The organism is Pseudomonas sp. TE3644 (assembly GCF_056278815.1).
Map to the genome: position 1 here is coordinate 208143 of NZ_JBWBQF010000001.1, position 17457 is coordinate 225599.

Below are 17457 nucleotides of genomic sequence, written 5' to 3' on the forward strand. Positions count from 1 at the left end.
TGGCCGCGATGCAGGCGACGCCGTCCTGTAGCAGCTGCCGAAAGCTGCGTCGGGGCAAACGCGAGGGTGTCAGGCAATACGCGGGGGGAGTAACGCGGCCTGCGGCCGCTGCTACAGGGTAGTGGCGGCCGCAGGTTGGGGTGGGGTTAGTGCAGTTTCAGGCGCGGTTCGGTGCCGCGGCCAATTCGGCTGCCCAGCATCAACATCATGGTTTTGAACGTGCCATACAGCGCCATCTGGTGCATGCGGTACAGCGACACATAGAACATGCGCGCCAGCCATCCTTCCAGCATCACGCTGCCGGTCAGGTTACCCATCAGGTTGCCCACGGCGGAGAACTTGGACAGCGAGATCAGCGAGCCGTAATCCTTGTAGGTATATTCCGGCAGCTCCTTGCCCTCGATGCGCAGCTTCAGCGACTTGGCCAGCAGCGAGGCTTGCTGGTGAGCTGCTTGGGCGCGCGGTGGGACGTTGCGGTCGGTGCCTTTCTGCGGGCAGGCCGCGCAGTCACCGAAGGCGAAGATGTTCTCGTCGCGCGTGGTCTGCAGGGTCGGCAGCACTTGCAGCTGGTTGATGCGGTTGGTTTCCAGGCCGTCGATGTCCTTGAGGAACGCTGGCGCACGGATACCTGCCGCCCACACTTTGAGGCTGGCCGGGATGACGGTGCCGTCGGCCGTCTTCAGGCTGTCGGGGCTCACTTCGCTGACCGAAGCATTGGTCAGCACAGTGACGCCGAGCTTTTCCAGGGTCTTGTGCACCGGGCCGCCGATACGCTCGGGCAGGGCTGGCAGCACACGGGGACCTGCTTCGATCAAGGTGATGCGCATGTTCTCAGGCTTGATCTTGTCCAGGCCGTAGGCGGCCAGCTCGTGGGCGGCGTGGTGCAGCTCGGCCGCCAGTTCCACGCCGGTGGCGCCGGCGCCAACGATGGCCACGCTGATCTGGCTGTCCAGGTCGGTGTGGGCGTGGGCGCGCAGGTAGTGATTGAGCAGTTGCTGGTGGAAGCGCTCGGCCTGCTTGCGGGTGTCCAGGAACAGGCAGTTCTGCGCCGCGCCCAGGGTGCCGAAGTCGTTGGTGGTACTGCCCACCGAAATCACCAGGCTGTCATACGCCAGGGTGCGTGCAGGCAGCAGCTCCAGGCCATTCTCATCGATGGTGGCGGCCAGTTGGATCTGCTTGGCAGCACGGTCCAGACCGCTCATGCGCCCCAGCTGGAATTCGAAATGGTTCCACTTGGCCTGGGCCACGTAGTTCAGCTCGTCTTCCGAGGAGTTCAGGGAGCCGGCGGCCACTTCGTGCAGCAGTGGTTTCCAGATGTGCGTCAGGTTGGCGTCCACCAGGGTCACGCTGGCAGTGCCACGCTTGCCCAGGGTTTTACCCAGGCGGGTCGCCAACTCCAGGCCGCCGGCGCCGCCGCCGACAATCACGATACGATGTGTCATTCAAAGTACTCATAAGGTTTACGGAATTCTGTGGGTCAGTGGGAAGGGCGAGCGCAAGGCAGCTCAAAGCACCAGGTAACTGATCAGGCGGCTCAACAGGCCAAGTCCTACGGTCACGGCCACCGTCAGCACCAGGAGCATCCACGGCCGGAAGGGCCGGCGCTCGACTTTGTGCTGGGGCAGTTGCAGGTATTCATCCACGCGTTGCTGATCTTCGGGATTCAGACGGCTGCTCATCGTGACCTCGTAAGGTAGACGCTTCTGACTGTGGGAAAAGTACAGTGTTCCACAACGAAAGCAATACAGTTGCGCCGGTGGGCGCTAACTTCCGTAGCCGCTGCCGCCAGGCTGCCCTGGCCCTATCATGCGCAGGGAAGGTCCCGGGTGTACTCGGGGGCCAGCGCAGCCGCGGCTACAGGGATATTGTCCTGCGGTCAGAGGCTGATGCCTACATCGAACACAATGCTGCGCCCCAGGTTGCTGCGCAGGAAATCCGGCGCATCGGGGTGGGCGAACAGCACCCTGGCAAACGTAGGCCCCACCAGCGACAACGAGCGCCAGCCCTGGCGCAGGTATTCGGTGGGCGGCGGGAAATGGCTGTTGAGGTCCAGCACTTCGCGCTTCAGGCTGGCGAAGGCGATGATGTCCAGCTCGCCCAGGTCCAGCCCGCGCTCTTTATAGTTGTGCGACTTCTTGCGCAACGTTGGCGCCAGGCGCTGCAGCAGTTCCGGGGCGCCGATGCGCTTGGGCCGGGCCTCGCGGCGTACCAGCTGGGCCAGGGAGAAGGCGCTGCGACGGCGCTGCAGTTCCTCGCGCCATTCGTCGTTGAGCCGGCGCCCTTCGTCCAGCACAAAGAACACCTCGAAGCAGGCATCGCGAAACAGTACGTCGGGAGGTTCCTGGCTCGCCGGGTTGAACTCCTCGTTGCGGTAGGGGATGTTCAGCCCTTGCAGCAGGCGCTGGCAGACCCAACGCTCGCGCTCCCATTTGCGGGCATTGGACAGGAACGCATTGGCTTGTTCGGCCTGGATGGTAAGCAGGCGCAAGTAATCTGAATCATCCATGCACACAAGCTTAGCGCTCAAATTGCGCTTTGCCGTGAATGACTTGCACGCGCCGTGTCACAGGTGGGGGTGTAAACTGCCAACAAGCCAATCTGCCAGAGGAACGTGCCCATGAAGTTCTGGACCCTGTTGCTGCTCAGCCTGCTGCCCTGTTGGGCCATGGCCCTGGAAGTGGGTGAGCGGTTACCCGCCTGGACGCTGTTGGACCAGTTCGATGCACCCTACAGCCTCAACGAAGATGCACGCATTTTGCTGGTGGCCCGCGACATGGGCGGCGCCAAGCTGGTCAATGCGGCGCTGCAAGGCCAGCCCAAGGGTTACCTGGAGGGGCGCCAGGCGGTATTCCTTGCGGACATCCAGCGCATGCCGACACTGATCGCCAAAATGTTCGCGCTGCCGTCCATGCGCTCTTATGACTACCGCGTGGTGCTCGATCGAGAGGGCCGCATCGCCCCGGCCTACAACGTGGCCGATGACTCGGTGCTGTGGCTGGAACTGGATCACCAACGCCTGGTGGCCCAGCATGAATTCACCGACGCCGCTGCGTTGAAGGCGGCGTTGGAACAGGCGAAAAAATGATCAGCGCGCAGGTGCTGTCCGGCGCGACGCTTAGCGTCGGCTGGTGCCTGTATATACCGGTGCTGGGCTGGGCCGCGTGGCGGGCGCCGTGGGTGGAGCTGTTCACCGACAGCCGTCGTCAGCATCTGTTGTTTGGCACCGTGCTGGCGCTGTTTGTGCTGTGGCTGGTGCGTCGCGACTTTGACACCGGCGTGTCCTATCACTTCATCGGCATGACCGCCGTGACCCTGCTGCTGGATTGGCCGTTGGCGATGCTGGGCGGGCTGGTGGCGCAGATGGGTCTGGTGTTGCTTGGGCGTCAGGACTTGCTGGCGGCGGGCATCAATGGCGTGTTGCTGATCGGGCTGCCCGTGCTGGTCACTGAACTCTGTGCGCTGGCCGTGGAGCGGGCGCAGCCGAAGAATCCCTTCGTTTACATCTTCTGTTCAGGCTTTTTCCCGGCGGCCCTGGCGGCGTTGCTGTGCGTGTTTGCCGGGCTTGGGTTGTTGTGGCTGGACGGGCGCTTCGCGCTGCCGGAGTGGATCTGGGATTTCGTGGGGTACTTGTGGTTGGTGATCTTCCCCGAGGCGTTCATCAACGGGGTGATCGTCACGGCGCTGGTAGTGTTCTGCCCCGAGTGGCTGGAAACCTTCAACCGCACCCGTTACCTGGCAGCCCCCTGGAAAGACGAGTGAACCCGTAGCCGCTGCCGCCAGGCTGCGCTGGCCGGTGTGAACCCTGAAAATCGCCAGTGGGGCACGGGGCCAGCGCAGCCTGGCGGCAGCGGCTACAGAATCAGTGCTCGCTGTGGGGCAAGTCGCCGGAAAACATTTCATCCTCGGCATCCGGCCCCACCGGAATCTTGTGCTCTTCAGCCGCCCACGCCCCCAGGTCAATCAACTTGCAACGATCAGAACAAAAAGGCCGGGTCGGCGTGGCCGCGTTCCACTCCACGGGCGCGCCGCAGGTGGGGCATTGTACGGTCAGGGGTTGGCTCATGATTGGCCTCCAGTCAACGTCAGGTAAAAATCATGCAGCCGCTCGACTTCGGCGCGCAACGTCGCCAGGTCGCCGTCATTGACCAGCACATCATCAGCATGGCGCAGGCGCTCCTCGCGGGTGGCCTGGGCCTTGAGAATCGCCTGCACCTGCTCAAGGCTGGTGTTGTCACGCCGCAAGGTGCGCTCGATCTGCAGCGCCTGCGGCGCATCGATCACCAGCAGGCGTTGGGCCAGTCGGTACTGCCCCGACTCCACCATCAACGGCGAGACAAACACCGCATAGGGCGACGTGCCCTTGGCCAGCGCCTCGGCAATCTCGGTGGCGATCAGCGGGTGCAGCAGCCCTTCCAGCCAGCGCCGCTGCTCGGCATCCTTGAAAATCAGCTGGCGCAACGCGGCGCGGTCCAGCGAACCATCCGCCTGCAACACCCCCGCGCCAAAATGCCGGGCAATCTCCGCCAAGGCAGGGCGCCCGGGCTCAACCACCCAGCGGGCTGCCTGATCGGCATCCACCACGTGCATGCCCAGTTCGGCAAAGCGCTCGGCGGCGGCACTCTTGCCGCTGCCGATACCGCCGGTAAGGCCCAGAATCCAGGGTGTCGAAGAAGCTGTAGTCATCAGAAACCAGCGAACTGCATGTAAGAAGCCGTTATTTGACCACCCCACAGCAAAGCGATCCACCCCGCAATGGCCAGATAAGGCCCGAACGGGATCGGCGTGCTGTGCGAGGCATTACGCAACCGCAGCATGATCACGCCCAGAACCGCCCCCACCAGCGACGACAACAGGATGGTCAACGGCAACACCTGCCAGCCACCCCAGGCACCCAGCATCGCCAGCAACTTGAAGTCGCCGTGGCCCATGCCTTCCTTGCCAGTGACCAGCTTGAACACCCAGAACACCAGCCACAGCGCCAGATAACCGGCCACGGCGCCCCACAGGGCATCGGTGAGGCTGGCGAACACGCCGTAGGCATTGAGGATCAGCCCCAGCCACAGCAGCGGCAGCACCAGTGCATCGGGCAGCAATTGGTGATCGGCATCGATCATGCTCATCGCCAGCAGGCCCCAGGTCAGCAGCATCATTGCGCCGGCCGCCCAGCCGAAGCCGAAATGCCAGGCCACGAAGGCGCTCAGCAGGCCGCTGGCCAGTTCCACCAGTGGGTAGCGTTTGCTGATGGGGGCTTTGCACTGGCTGCACTGGCCTTTGAGGGCCAGCCAGCTGACCACCGGGATGTTTTCCCAGGCGCGGATCTTGTGCTGGCAGTGCGGGCAGGCGGAGGCGGGGAGCATCAGGTTGTAGCGTGGGCCTTCGGGCTCGGCGGGTAGGCCGAGGATATCGCGGGCTTGGGCTTTCCAGTCGCGTTCCATCATTTTCGGGAGGCGGTGGATGATGACGTTTAGGAAGCTGCCTACTACGAGGCCTAGGATCAGGGCGCAGAGGGTGAAGGCCACGGGGGCGGTGGCCAGGTATTCGGATAGGGGCATGATTAAATCGCGTTGCCAAGTTGGAATATGGGAAGGTACATGGCAATGACCAAGCCACCCACGATAACGCCCAGAAATGCCATGATCATCGGCTCCAGCAGGCTAGTCAGGCCGTCGACCATATTGTCTACCTCAGCTTCGAAGTAGCTTGCGACTTTCCCGAGCATGTCATCTAAAGACCCCGACTCCTCGCCAATGGCCGTCATCTGGATGGCCATGGTGGGGAACACGCCAGTGGACCGCATGGAGACGTTGAGTTGCATGCCGGTAGATACGTCCACCTTGATACGGTTGACGGCGGTCTTGAACACGACATTGCCGGTCGCGCCTGCCACAGAGTCAAGGGCTTCGACCAGAGGCACGCCTGCGGCGAAGGTCGTGGAAAGAGTGCGCGCGTAACGCGCGACCGATGACTTGTATAAAATGCCGCCAATGATGGGGATTTTCAGTGAAGCCCTGTCTAACGCGTCACGGAAACGCTGGCTGCTCTTGTGAGCGTATCGGAAGGCGAACACCGCGCCGACAATGCCTGCCAGGAAAATTAGCCAGTACTCCTGCAGCAGCTCGGAAAGATTGATCACCATCTGCGTGAAGGCTGGAAGCTCCGCACCGAGCCCTTGAAATACCGATTGGAACTGCGGCACCACTTTGATCAATAGAATCGCCGAGACGATAAACGCAACGACGACGACGGCTATTGGATAAGCCATCGCTTTTTTAATCTTGGCTTTGAGCGCTTCGGTCTTCTCTTTGTATGTGGCTACACGATCCAGCAGCGTTTCAAGTGCACCTGCTTGCTCGCCAGCATCTACGAGGTTGCAGTAAAGGTCGTCGAAATACTGCGGCTTGCCGCGCAATGCAACAGCGAAACTGTTACCGGCAGCGACCTGTTGTTTGAGGTCATATACCAGTTTGCGCATGTTCGGGTTGTCAAAGCCTTCGCCGATAATGTCGAATGACTGCAGGAGCGGAACGCCAGCGCGCATCATGGTTGCCATTTGCCGGGTAAATAAAGCGATGTCCATAGGCTTGATGCGCTTGCCCTTGCTGAACAGCGCCGTGCCTTTCTTGCGCACCTTGGTCGGGTTGATGCCTTGCTTGCGCAGCTGCGCCCGGACCAGTGCAGCCGACATGGCGCCCATCTCGCCCTTGACTGCGGTGCCTTTGCGATCGCTCCCTTCCCAGTCGAACTGAGTTATCTTTGCTGCTTTGCCAGCCATTGATTAATCCTTGGTGACCCGGTTGACTTCCTCGAGACTGGTGATGCCCTGCATGACTTTTTCCAGTCCGGAAGTACGCAGGTCATTGAAGCCATCTTTTCGCATTTGCGTGGAAATCTCGATGGAGTTGCAGTCACCCATGATCAGGCGTTGCAACGCTTGGGTATTCTTGACCACTTCATATATGCCCTGGCGACCTTTGTACCCCCCGTTGCATTGATCGCACCCAACGGGCTCGAATACCTGAAAAGTTCCCACGCGTTCCTCGGGAAAACCTTCGCGCAGCAAAGTTTCGTTCGGGATCTGAGCGGGGCGTTTGCAGAGGGGGCAGAGCTTCCTGGCGAGTCGTTGGGCAATGATCAGGTTCACGGAGGTAGCGATATTGAAGCCCGCAACACCCATGTTTTGCAGGCGGGTAAGGGTTTCTGCAGCGCTGTTGGTGTGTAAGGTGGAGAGTACCAAGTGGCCGGTCTGGGCGGCCTTGATGGCAATCTCTGCAGTTTCCAGGTCGCGAATCTCACCCACCATGATCACGTCAGGGTCTTGTCGAAGAAATGAGCGTAGGGCTTGCGCGAAGTCCAGTCCCTGGCGGGGGTTGACGTTGACCTGGTTGATACCTTCCATGTTGATCTCGACAGGGTCTTCCGCCGTGGAGATGTTGATATCTACGGTATTGAGTATGTTCAGGCCAGTGTACAGCGATACGGTTTTACCCGAGCCAGTAGGACCGGTCACTAAAATCATGCCCTGGGGTTGGCGAAGTGCCTGTAGGTACAACTCTTTCTGATTGGGCTCGTAACCCAATGCATCAATGCCCATCTGCGCGCTGGAGGGGTCAAGGATCCGCATGACGATTTTCTCGCCCCAAAGGGTGGGCAGCGTATTCACACGGAAGTCGATGGCTTTGTTTTTTGACAGCCGCATTTTTATCCGCCCATCCTGCGGCTTGCGCCGCTCGGAAATGTCCAGGCTGGCCATCACCTTTAACCTCGCAGCTATGCGACCTGCCAGATTTATTGGCGGTTTCGCAACTTCGCGCAGGATGCCGTCGGTACGAACCCGCACCCGATAAATTTTTTCGTAGGGTTTCAAAATGCAAATCCGAGGCGCCGCCGCGAATCGCGTCCAAGAGCATCTTGTTGACAAACCGCACGACCGGCGCATCGTCAGATTCTTGGGCGACAGGCTCGTCATGGTTGGTGTCCATGACTTGGACATCCAGGTCATCAAGATCGACATCGGCCATACCTTCCAGGCCAGTGCTGCCATTGTCGAAATATTTCTCGATAGCATCCATCAGCTTGTCGTCTTCGACCAGGATGGCTTCCGTGGTTAGGCCGGTGCTGAATTGAATATCCGTGATGGCTTGGTGGTTGGTGGGATCCGACACCCCGACAAATAGCTTATTGCCCCTTCGCCATAGAGGCAGTGCATGGTGCTGGCGGACCAGCTTTTCACTTACCAGTCCCTTGGGTTGAGATTCCCTGTCTAACGTACTCAAATCCAGGAAGGACACGCCGAACTGTTCGCAGGCGATTTCAGCGACTTCGCGGCTTTTGACCAGTTTATTTTGTACCAGGAAATGTACAAAAGGGGTTCTGTTGCGTTGCGCTTGCTGATGCGCTTGCTGTGCGCTTTTGTCAGTGAGCAATTCAGCCTGGACCAAATGCTTAGCCAAACCTGTCAGGGCAATATCATTCATCTCGGCACCGTACACATCTAATCCGTGATTTATAGCCTAGTCAGGAGGAGGTGCCAAATCGGGTTACACATAGTGACAATAAATGTCAGTTTCTTTCCCTGCAGGGCGGTGGGGGATGTCGGAATTCGCGAGAAACCTCTTGTAAGTCTCCACGGCAGTCGTTGGCACGGGCATTGCTCAGATACTTGCAGGTCGTATGGCCCTTAACGTTCGGAGAGTGGATGACATGAAAGCACAGAAAGGTTTTACGTTGATCGAACTGATGATCGTGGTAGCGATCATTGGCATCCTGGCCGCTATCGCACTGCCTGCGTACTCCCGTTACCAGGCCAAGGCTAAAGTGACTGCTGGTTTGGCAGAAGTATCTTCGTTGAAAGCAGGCTTCGAAGATGCGATGTCTACCGGCACCGCTTTCAGTGACGCGACATCAATTGGCGCAGCAAGCGGCACCACCACGAACTGCACGCTGTCCGCCTCCTCGACCGCCGGCACCATCGGCTGCACCCTGCTAACTCCGCCAACGCAAGTGGCAGGAGGCGTAATTACCCTGACTCGCACCACTGCGGGTGTTTGGACTTGTGCGGTAAACAGCTCGATCGCTTCGACCTACACGCCTAAGGGATGCACTAACACCGCTGCAGCCAACTGATAGCAAGTTGCGACTATAAGCCCGCGCTTTGCGGGCTTTTGTATTCAGGTGGGCATTATGAAGCTGGTAAACGGTTTTACTTTAGTTGAATTAATGATTTCCCTGGCTATCACTGGGCTACTCGCAGCTATAGCGTTTCCGGCCTATCAAAAATTTCAGTCCCGTTCCGCAGTCGTGGCGGGCATTACTGAAACCTCTGTATTGAAGGCCGGCCTCCAAAACAGCTTGAGCAACGGGGATGATGTATCCACCCCAACGGCCATTGGCGGGGTAACTACCACTAATACCTGCAGCAGCATAACTGCGTCGGCTACCGTCAGTTCGGGAGGGGGAACTATCACCTGCACGTTGACCAATGCACCGTCCTCGGTATCAGGAAAGGTTATCACTTGGACACTCACCACAGCTTCGGGCTGGCGATGTACTACAGACGCGCCTGTAGCCATGACTCCGCTCAGTTGCCCAGGAATTTGATGGCGCTCACCTTCCTTAGCATCGGTTGATTGGATCATGGACAGGTGGTAGTTTGGCGCTATAACCGCCGGTGTAGCTCAGTCGGTAGAGCAGCGCACTCGTAACGCGAAGGTCGTAGGTTCGATTCCTATCCCCGGCACCATCCCCTATCGCCTCACACCCCACTCAATGCCGCGAAAACCGGTTATTAGTAGTCATCTTGGTACTATCGATCAACCACACCCACTGATCATCCGCCTTGATCGTATTGCACTCCTGTCCATACGCCGCGTAATTCACACACATCACCCCCTCATTGATCTGCCAGCTACCCTTCTGCGCCGCGCTGCCGCTGATGGTTATGGTCGCGATCCCATCCGGGCTGTAGGTTTCAGTAAAGGGCTTGCCGTCTGCGGTTACGCTGCTTAGTTGCCGGCCGACCAGGGCGGAGCGAATTGCGTCACCCTTGAGTTCCACGGCGCTGGCCGGAGCAGGGGCGTGGGCATCGTTGGCGGGGCCGCTGTGCGGCGCGGCGCAGCCTGCCATCAGAATGAGCAGTGCCGCCGGGCAGAGTATTTTCATGATTGTTCGCCTATGTTGGAAATAGCCCTGTTGCGGAGCTTTATTCCAGCGTAGACGCGCCGCCGATGTCGGCTATGGCGGTTAAGTCGGTTATCGATCAATGGCACCGCGGTCGATCTTGCGGGAAAATCGGCTAACCCTCGGCTCATCCGCGCTGATAGGCAACGCATATCACCACCGTTACGAAATTTTCCGTGCTCTTTCGCAGTCAGATGTCATGCTGGCCATGTGCTGGTATTCAATCTTGTCTTCTACCCGATCTACCTCCCCGGGAGGCCCCATGATCCAAACCCTCTTCCCCCAACCCTTCGAACCCGCCACCTGCGCCCAATGCCGCAACCTGGAAGCCCTGGACTTCGCCTTCACCATGGCCTTCCAACCCATCCTCAACGCGCGCACCGGCACGTTGTACGCCTACGAAGCCCTGGTTCGCGGCCTCAATGGCGAATCCGCCGCCAGCGTGCTGGCCCAGGTCAACGACACCAACCGCTACCGCTTCGACCAGGCGTGCCGGGTCAAGGCCATCGAATTGGCAGCAGGGCTGGGCTTGCCTGACATCCCCGATTGCAAACTGAGCATCAACTTCCTGCCCAACGCCGTGTACCGGGCCGAGACGTGCATCCGCGCCACGCTGGAGGCGGCCAAGGCGTCGGCGTTCCCGCTGGAGCGCTTGATGTTCGAGGTGACGGAGGGCGAGAAGGTCGAAGACCCGGAGCACTTGAAGTCGATCTTCAAGGCGTACGAGCGGCAGGGGTTTACCACGGCGATCGATGACTTTGGCTCGGGCTACTCGGGGTTGAATCTGTTGGCGACGTTTCAGCCGCAGGTGCTGAAGCTGGACATGGCGTTGACGTGCACTATCGACACCGACCCGGTGCGCGAGGCGATTGTGGCGGGGATCGTGCTGGTGGCGCAGCGGCTGGGGATTACTTTGTTGGCCGAGGGAGTTGAGACGGCAGGGGAGCGCGATGCGCTGCTGGGGCTGGGGATCGAGTTGATGCAGGGGTATCTGTTTGCGCGGCCGCAGGTGGGTGAGTTGCCGCTTAAGCCGTAACCCTGTAGCCGCTGCCGTAGGCTGCGCTGGCCCCACGCCTCGCTGGAGATCTCCAGTGAACATGAGGGCCAGCGCAGCCTGCGGCAGCGGCTACGGAATCACACGCAGTGTCAGCCTTCCTGACGCCACCGCACGGTGTAGTGCGCCGCTACGCTTGTCATCTGTGGCTGGAAGTGGGTGTTGGTGATCAGGTATTTGTCCACCTGACCGTTTTCACGGTGGTGTTCCAGGGTGTCGCCGGCGCCGGCGTTGAGGGTCACTTCGTAGATCAGCGCCTTGTTGGGTTCGACGCTGGTCTGGAAAGGCCCCAGGCGGGTGCCGTCGATGCGGATGATGTAGACCTTGTCGGCCCCGGGGTTGAGCGTGTTCGTCACAGCGAGTACTCCAATACCTTCGTTCATCTCGTGGGGTGTGGTGTCACAGACTCAGGCGCATCGACAGGTCGATGGCCTTGACGTCCTTGGTCATTGCGCCGATGGAGATGTAGTCCACACCGGTCTGGGCAATGGGCAGCAAGGTGGTTTCGTTGATGCCGCCGCTGGCTTCCAGTTTCGCCTGGCCGGCGTTCAGGCGCACGGCTTCGCGCATGTCGTCGTGGCTGAGTTCGTCGAGCATGATGATGTCGGCGCCGGCGGCCAGGGCTTCCTTGAGTTCGCTCAGGCTTTCGACTTCGATCTCCACCGGCTTGCCGGGGGCGATGCGGTGCGCGGCGCTGATGGCCTGGGCAATGCCGCCGCTGGCGGCAATGTGGTTTTCCTTGATCAGGAAGGCGTCGTACAGGCCGATGCGGTGGTTGTGGCAACCGCCGCAGGTGACCGCGTACTTCTGCGCCAGGCGCAGGCCGGGCAGGGTCTTGCGGGTGTCGAGCAGCTTGACCTGGGTGTCGGCCACCTTGTCGGCCAGCGCCTGGGCCTGGGTGGCCACGGCGGACAGCATCTGCAGGAAGTTGAGCGCGGTGCGCTCGCCGCTCAGCAGCGAGCGGGCCGGGCCTTCAAGGTGGAACAGGGCCTGGTTGGCGGTGGCGCGCTGGCCGTCGACGACCTGCCAATGCACGGCCACGCGTGGGTCAAGCTGACGGAACACCGCGTCTACCCAGGCGGTGCCGGCCACCACGCAATCCTGGCGGGTAATGATGGTGGCTTTTGCCAGGCGCTCGGCCGGGATCAGCTGGGCGGTGATGTCGCCGCTGCCAATGTCTTCAAGCAACGCACGGCGCACGTTGGCTTCGATCTCGGCAGTCAGGTCGGCGAGGCGTAGATTCGGCATAGCAGGCTCCACAGGCAAAGTGGCCGGATTATAGGGCAGCGATGCCTTGGCGCGAAGCTTTGCGAACGCTGCGCGGTCCAATGGCGTGGGATGGCAAAATAGCGGCGCGTACAGGGAGCTTTTACCTGCTTTTGTTGTCCACTTCGCATCGGGTTGCAAATAACTCGTTCAGCCACCCTAGCGCTGTACTCAGGTTTTGCAGATAATGAGCGCCTTGTATTTGGCGTCATGTCTTTGACGTTGGTCGGGATTGTTGTCGTTCTGAATGCGGTTGCTTACAAAGGCGTTGCGCAGAGCCCTGTGGGCGCGTGCCGGGAACCTGCATACTAGCGACACACCAGGCCTCATTCTTTCAGGAGAACGGGATGCACAACGATGGGAAAGTCGTGCCCTTGAACAAGGCGGCTGCTGATCAAGCCAATCAGACGCCCTTGGCACGCCTGCCCGTTGTCCTCCTGCAAGTGCGCGACAAGGCCGCGCAGCAGCTCAAGCAAGGGCTGCAGGCGCTGTTCGACAATGCCGACGACACCTTGTTCGAAATGGCCGACCGGGCCTGCAACAACGCCGAACAGAACACCTTTTTCGAAGCCATGCGCGACCTGCGTCTCAAGCGCAAGAGTATCGAGCGCGGTTTTCTGGAGCGCCTCTACGAAGCCTTCGTCGCCATTGGCCAGTATGAAATCGCCGAGCCGGTGATCACCCAGCCGGTCAATTACGACAAGCTGGAGCTGGTGGCCAACGATGACCTGGAGCGCACTGTGGCCCTGGACGCCATGGTGGGCAAGGTGCTGTCGCGTGATGGCCTGGCCCTTGGCCAATTGACGGCGCGGCTCAATTCGCTGGTGCTCAAGCGCCTGGACGATTCCAGCAACCCGCTGGGGCCGGCGATGCTGTGTGACTATTTCCTGGAGGCTGGGCGCAATCTGGGCGTGGAGATCAAGGTCAAGCTGATCGTGCTCAAGCTGTTCGAAAAGTACGTGCTCAGCGACTGCGATCAGCTGTATGTCGAGGCCAACCAGCTGCTAATCGCCACCGGCGTGCTGCCTGAACTCAAGGCCGCCCCCGCGCGTCGCAGTGCCGATCGCACGCCGCCACGGCCGAGCAACCGCCGCGAGGACCAGACCGGCAATACCCCGGCGGGCGCCGTCCATCTTGATGAAAACGTGCAGGAAGTCTTTGGCGCCCTGCAGGAATTGCTGCACCAGTTGCGCGGCAGCGTCGCGCCAAAGCTGGAAACGAGCAACGAAGCCCAGCCCATCTCGACCAACGACCTGATGCGCCTGCTGTCGCACCTGCAGCAGTACGTGCCATCGTCCCAGGCTGCCCAGGACGACTACGACCTGCGCCACCAGCTGGAACAGTTGCTGACCCGCGTCAGCGTCAAGAGCGGCAAGTTCCGGGTGATCGGGGTGATGGACGAGGACGTCATCAACCTGATCGCCATGCTGTTCGAATTCATACTCGACGACCGTATCCTGCCGGATTCGCTGAAGGCCCTGATCGGCCGCCTGCAGATCCCGATGCTCAAGGTAGCGGTGCTGGACAAGAGCTTCTTCAGCCGTGGCAGCCACCCGGCCCGTCGCCTGCTCAACGAGATCGCCTCGGCGGCCATGGGCTGGGGCAATCGCGACGATTACCAGCGTGACAGCCTGTACCTGCGCATCGAGCAGATCGTGCAACGCTTGCTCAATGACTTTGTCGACGACCCGGCGATTTTCTCCGAGTTGTTGGCCGATTTCCTGGCCTTCACTGCCGACGAACGGCGCCGCAGCGAGCTGCTTGAGCAGCGCACCCGCGACGCCGAGGAAGGCCGCGCCAAGGCGGAACTGGCCCGCCATCGGGTGCAGGAAGAGCTCAACCGCCGGCTGCTGGGCAAGCTGTTGCCGCAGGTGGTGGTGCGTCTGCTGGAGGAGGCCTGGAGCAAGGTATTGCTGCTGACTTGCCTCAAGCACGGCGATGGTTCGCCGCAGTGGCAGGAAGGCCTGGCCACCATGGACGACCTGATCTGGAGCGTGGAGCCCCATGACGAGCCCGATGCCCACCAGCGTCTGCTGGAAGTGGTGCCTGGCTTGCTCAAGTCGTTGCGCGACGGCCTCACCAGCTCGGCGTTCGATCCCTTCGCCACCAGCGAATTTTTCAGTCAGCTGGAAGTGCTGCACGTGCAGGCACTCAAGCGCGACGCCCATCAGCCCGCGCAACTTGCCGAAGGCCAGCAGCCGCCGGCACTGGTGGCGGTGGTGGAAGAGATCGTGCTGGCCGGTCATGGCGATGCTGGCGACAGCGAGCCGCTGGTGCGCCTGCCTGCCGACGATCCGGGCTTGCTGCAGGTGGATAAACTGCGCCCCGGCAGTTGGGTCGAGATCAAGGAAGAGGATGACAACCGCCTGCGCTGCAAGCTGACGGCAATTATCGAGGCCACCGGCAAGTATGTGTTCGTCAACCGCACCGGCATGAAGGTGCTGGAAAAGACGCGCATGGGCCTGGCGGTGGAGTTCCGTCGCGGATCGGTGCGCATCCTTGATGATGCCCTGTTGTTCGACCGCGCGCTGGACTCGGTTGTTACCAATCTGCGCCAACGCAAAGGGAAATAATTCTTCGCGGCCCCAGGCTGCCCAGCAGCGTCCTGGCGCGGCATACTGGGCCATCGACGTGTGTTGCCAAGGAACCCTGATGAACATCGATTCCGCCACTGGCTGGTGCCAGGGCGCGCAACATTGCCCCTCGCCCAATTTCAATCAGCGGCCCGAGGGCGAGATTTCCCTGCTGGTGATCCACAACATCAGCCTGCCCCCCGGGCAATTCAAGACCGGGCGGGTGCAGCAGTTCTTCCAGAACCAGCTGGACACCGGTGCCCACCCCTTCTTCGAGACCATTGCCGAGCTGCGGGTGTCGGCGCACTTTTTGATTGAGCGTGACGGTGAATTGACGCAGTTCGTCTCTTGTCTTGAGCGGGCGTGGCACGCTGGCGTGTCCTGTTTCGAAGGGCGCGAGACGTGCAATGACTTCTCCATCGGCATCGAGCTTGAAGGCACTGACTTCGAGCCGTTCACCGACGCGCAATACCGGGCATTGACCACCCTGACCCGTCAGTTGCTGGCGCAGTACCCGGGCATCACCCCATCGCGCATCTGCGGGCACAGCGACATCGCGCCGGTGCGCAAGACCGATCCAGGGCCGCATTTCGACTGGGCGCGTTACCGCGCCAGTCTCGTGGCCGACGAGGGCGAACAATGAGTTTTCTGGTATTGGTGCTGGTGCTGTGGGTCGAGAAATTTTCCGCCCTGCGCCATCGACTGCAGCGCGACAAGGGCTGGCTGGCCGAGCTGGCCCGCCTGGAAGCCAAGCCGCGGCTGGCCAAGGAGCCGGCGCTGATCCTGGCGTTGTGGATTCTGCTGCCGGCCGTGCTGCTGGGTGTGGTGCTGCTGGCGTTGAAGCCGGTGGCCTATGGCTTGCTGGCCTTCCCGATCCACCTGTGGGTGGTGATCTACGCTCTCGGCCGGGGCGATATCAAGGCGTCGATCGGCCCGTTCCGCGATGCCTGGCGCCGTGGCGACGAGCAGGCGGCGGTGCACGTGGCCGAACGTGACCTCAACCTGACCGGCGATGACGAAGCCAGCCTGCTGGCCAAGGTGCAGAACCATCTGCTGTGGCAGGCGTACCAGAGCTTCTTTGCGGTGATCTTCTGGTATGTGCTGCTGGGGCCGGTGGCGGCGTTGGTGTATCGACTGCTGGCGCTGGCCATCGCTAATTCGAAGAACCCGGGTGTTATTGCTCGCGCGGGCAGCATTCGCCATGCCTTCGATTGGTTGCCGGTGCGGGTGTTGGCCGCCAGCTTTGCCCTGGTGGGCAATTTTGTCGCGGTGGGCAAGGTGATGTTGCACGAGCTGCTGCACTGGGGAATTGGCGCCAAGAAGCTGATTGCCGATGTGGGGCGTGTGGCAGGGGAGTTGCCGGAATCGGCAGCGGGTGAGGCGGGCGTCGCCAGCCTGGATAGCCTGTGGGAGTTGCTGCTGCGTTCGGCGGTGCTGTGGTACGCCGTTATCGCGTTGTGGACGGTGTTGTTCTAGCCAATCTGTAGCAGCAACTGTCTTGAAATGGCGTCGCGTGCATCGCGACCAAGGTCGGCTCCTACCCCGTCCGTGGTAGGAGCCGGCCTTGGCCGCGATGCAGACGACGCGGTCCTGTAGCTGCGGCTACAGGTCCCAGTTGAACAGTTGGCAGGCATTTGCCGTGCTGGCTTCACTCAACGCCGACACCTCCACCCCCATCACCTCAGCCAACGCCAGCGCAATCTGCGGCAAATGCTCCGGACTATTGCGCACCCCCGCAAACATCACCGGCGCCATATCCGGTGAATCGGTCTCCAGCACCACTGCCTCCAACGGCAACCGCGCCACCGTCTTGCGCAGTTTCACCGCCTGCGGCCAGGTTGCCGCGCCGCCCAACCCCAGCTTGAACCCCAGCTTCAGGTACTCGCGCGCCTCTTCATAACTGCCGGCAAACGCATGAATGATCCCACCGCGCTTGAGCTTGAAGCGCTTGAGCGTGGCGATGGTCTGCGCATGGCTGCGGCGTACATGCAGCAGCACCGGCAGTTCAAACTCGGCTGCCAGCGCCAGCTGCGCCTCGAACAGCGTCTGCTGACGCTCGCGGTCCAGGTCCTCGAGGAAATAGTCCAGGCCAAACTCGCCCACGGCGCACAGTTGCCGATGACCCGCCAAGCGCTCCAGCCAGGTACGCAACGCTACCAGGTGCTCCGGCTTGTGCTCGTCGAGATAAACCGGATGCAGCCCCAGGGCCGCATACAACTGATCATCGCTTTGCACCAGGTCCCACACCCGCTGCCAGTTGGCCTGGTGCACGCCCAGCACCACCATGCGCTGCACGCCCAGGGCGCGCGCATTGTCCAGCAGGGCAGGGCGATCGACGTCGAAGTCCGGGAAGTCCAGGTGCGTGTGGGTGTCGATCAGCCCCATGGC

19 protein-coding genes, 1 tRNA gene and 1 pseudogene are annotated in these 17457 nt (G+C 61.0%); 9 read left to right on the forward strand and 12 right to left on the reverse strand.

The window, feature by feature from the left end:
• Positions 1 to 146: 146 nt before the first annotated feature.
• The 3 genes from ACZ9GA_RS00955 to ACZ9GA_RS00965 all read right to left on the reverse strand — a co-directional run bounded on the left by ACZ9GA_RS00955 (position 147) and on the right by ACZ9GA_RS00965 (position 2506).
• Positions 147 to 1442, reverse strand: coding sequence for an NAD(P)/FAD-dependent oxidoreductase (locus ACZ9GA_RS00955; protein ID WP_457357809.1), 1296 nt, complete (start codon positions 1440 to 1442; stop codon positions 147 to 149).
• Between the two features lie 63 nt (positions 1443 to 1505).
• Positions 1506 to 1679 carry a DUF3094 domain-containing protein gene (locus tag ACZ9GA_RS00960; RefSeq protein ID WP_008371549.1) on the reverse strand — a complete coding sequence of 58 codons (174 nt, stop codon included), beginning with the start codon at positions 1677 to 1679 and terminating at the stop codon, positions 1506 to 1508.
• Positions 1680 to 1876: 197 nt separating this feature from the next.
• Positions 1877 to 2506, reverse strand: a complete 630-nt coding sequence (locus ACZ9GA_RS00965; RefSeq protein ID WP_457357807.1) for a DUF1780 domain-containing protein — start codon at positions 2504 to 2506, stop codon at positions 1877 to 1879.
• 111 nt (positions 2507 to 2617) lie between these two features.
• Here ACZ9GA_RS00965 and ACZ9GA_RS00970 point away from each other — a divergent pair, with 111 nt between their 5' ends.
• Positions 2618 to 3085: an FAD/FMN-containing dehydrogenase gene (locus ACZ9GA_RS00970; RefSeq protein WP_457357805.1), complete on the forward strand. Its 468-nt coding sequence runs from the start codon at positions 2618 to 2620 to the stop codon at positions 3083 to 3085.
• The gene (locus ACZ9GA_RS00975) at positions 3082 to 3759 is read left to right on the forward strand and encodes an energy-coupling factor ABC transporter permease (protein WP_457357803.1); all 678 of its coding nucleotides are present in this window, start codon (positions 3082 to 3084) and stop codon (positions 3757 to 3759) included. The genes ACZ9GA_RS00970 and ACZ9GA_RS00975 overlap by 4 nt, the downstream gene beginning before the upstream one ends.
• A 100-nt stretch (positions 3760 to 3859) precedes the next feature.
• Here the strand turns inward: ACZ9GA_RS00975 and yacG are convergent, their stop codons facing one another.
• From yacG to pilB, 5 genes and pseudogenes are all read right to left on the reverse strand, one after another.
• The gene (gene yacG / locus ACZ9GA_RS00980) at positions 3860 to 4063 is read right to left on the reverse strand and encodes a DNA gyrase inhibitor YacG (RefSeq protein WP_425224195.1); all 204 of its coding nucleotides are present in this window, start codon (positions 4061 to 4063) and stop codon (positions 3860 to 3862) included.
• Positions 4060 to 4683 carry a dephospho-CoA kinase gene (coaE, locus tag ACZ9GA_RS00985; protein WP_457357801.1) on the reverse strand — a complete coding sequence of 208 codons (624 nt, stop codon included), beginning with the start codon at positions 4681 to 4683 and terminating at the stop codon, positions 4060 to 4062. Before coaE ends, yacG begins: the two co-directional genes overlap by 4 nt.
• Positions 4683 to 5552, reverse strand: coding sequence for a prepilin peptidase (locus ACZ9GA_RS00990; RefSeq protein WP_457357799.1), 870 nt, complete (start codon positions 5550 to 5552; stop codon positions 4683 to 4685). Before ACZ9GA_RS00990 ends, coaE begins: the two co-directional genes overlap by 1 nt.
• Before the next feature lie 2 nt (positions 5553 to 5554).
• On the reverse strand, positions 5555 to 6772 hold the full coding sequence (locus ACZ9GA_RS00995; RefSeq protein ID WP_457357797.1) for a type II secretion system F family protein: 1218 nt from the start codon (positions 6770 to 6772) through the stop codon (positions 5555 to 5557).
• A gap of 3 nt (positions 6773 to 6775) precedes the next feature.
• A pseudogene (gene pilB, locus ACZ9GA_RS01000) lies at positions 6776 to 8474 on the reverse strand (type IV-A pilus assembly ATPase PilB).
• Positions 8475 to 8700: 226 nt separating this feature from the next.
• Between pilB and ACZ9GA_RS01005 the strand changes: the two are divergent.
• From ACZ9GA_RS01005 to ACZ9GA_RS01015, 3 genes are all read left to right on the forward strand, one after another.
• Positions 8701 to 9123, forward strand: coding sequence for a pilin (locus ACZ9GA_RS01005; protein ID WP_457357794.1), 423 nt, complete (start codon positions 8701 to 8703; stop codon positions 9121 to 9123).
• A 57-nt stretch (positions 9124 to 9180) separates the two neighbouring features.
• The gene (locus ACZ9GA_RS01010) at positions 9181 to 9597 is read left to right on the forward strand and encodes a pilin (RefSeq protein ID WP_457357793.1); all 417 of its coding nucleotides are present in this window, start codon (positions 9181 to 9183) and stop codon (positions 9595 to 9597) included.
• 66 nt (positions 9598 to 9663) lie between these two features.
• Positions 9664 to 9739 (forward strand) — tRNA-Thr (locus ACZ9GA_RS01015).
• A 23-nt stretch (positions 9740 to 9762) separates the two neighbouring features.
• Here ACZ9GA_RS01015 and ACZ9GA_RS01020 read toward each other — a convergent pair.
• A complete protein-coding gene (locus ACZ9GA_RS01020; RefSeq protein ID WP_457357791.1) occupies positions 9763 to 10158 on the reverse strand; it encodes a hypothetical protein in 396 nt (131 codons plus the stop codon).
• A gap of 280 nt (positions 10159 to 10438) precedes the next feature.
• On the opposite strand from ACZ9GA_RS01020, the gene ACZ9GA_RS01025 reads away from it, so the two are divergent.
• The gene (locus ACZ9GA_RS01025; protein WP_457357789.1) at positions 10439 to 11212 is read left to right on the forward strand and encodes an EAL domain-containing protein; all 774 of its coding nucleotides are present in this window, start codon (positions 10439 to 10441) and stop codon (positions 11210 to 11212) included.
• A gap of 110 nt (positions 11213 to 11322) precedes the next feature.
• On the opposite strand, the gene ACZ9GA_RS01030 is transcribed toward ACZ9GA_RS01025, so the two are convergent.
• The gene (locus ACZ9GA_RS01030) at positions 11323 to 11586 is read right to left on the reverse strand and encodes a hypothetical protein (protein WP_027981259.1); all 264 of its coding nucleotides are present in this window, start codon (positions 11584 to 11586) and stop codon (positions 11323 to 11325) included.
• A gap of 43 nt (positions 11587 to 11629) precedes the next feature.
• Positions 11630 to 12478, reverse strand: coding sequence for a carboxylating nicotinate-nucleotide diphosphorylase (gene nadC / locus ACZ9GA_RS01035; RefSeq protein WP_457357787.1), 849 nt, complete (start codon positions 12476 to 12478; stop codon positions 11630 to 11632).
• 365 nt (positions 12479 to 12843) lie between these two features.
• On the opposite strand from nadC, the gene ACZ9GA_RS01040 reads away from it, so the two are divergent.
• The 3 genes from ACZ9GA_RS01040 (at position 12844) to ampE (ending at position 16545) form a co-directional block, all read left to right on the forward strand.
• Positions 12844 to 15069 (forward strand): DUF1631 domain-containing protein, encoded by a 2226-nt coding sequence (locus ACZ9GA_RS01040; RefSeq protein WP_457357785.1) that lies wholly within the window; start codon positions 12844 to 12846, stop codon positions 15067 to 15069.
• Positions 15070 to 15148: 79 nt separating this feature from the next.
• Positions 15149 to 15712: a 1,6-anhydro-N-acetylmuramyl-L-alanine amidase AmpD gene (gene ampD / locus ACZ9GA_RS01045; RefSeq protein WP_457357783.1), complete on the forward strand. Its 564-nt coding sequence runs from the start codon at positions 15149 to 15151 to the stop codon at positions 15710 to 15712.
• Entirely contained in the window at positions 15709 to 16545 is an 837-nt protein-coding gene (gene ampE, locus ACZ9GA_RS01050; protein ID WP_457357782.1) for a regulatory signaling modulator protein AmpE, read from the forward strand. Before ampD ends, ampE begins: the two co-directional genes overlap by 4 nt.
• A gap of 126 nt (positions 16546 to 16671) precedes the next feature.
• On the opposite strand, the gene ACZ9GA_RS01055 is transcribed toward ampE, so the two are convergent.
• The gene (locus ACZ9GA_RS01055) at positions 16672 to 17454 is read right to left on the reverse strand and encodes a TatD family hydrolase (RefSeq protein WP_457357780.1); all 783 of its coding nucleotides are present in this window, start codon (positions 17452 to 17454) and stop codon (positions 16672 to 16674) included.
• Between the last annotated feature and the right edge of the window lie 3 nt (positions 17455 to 17457).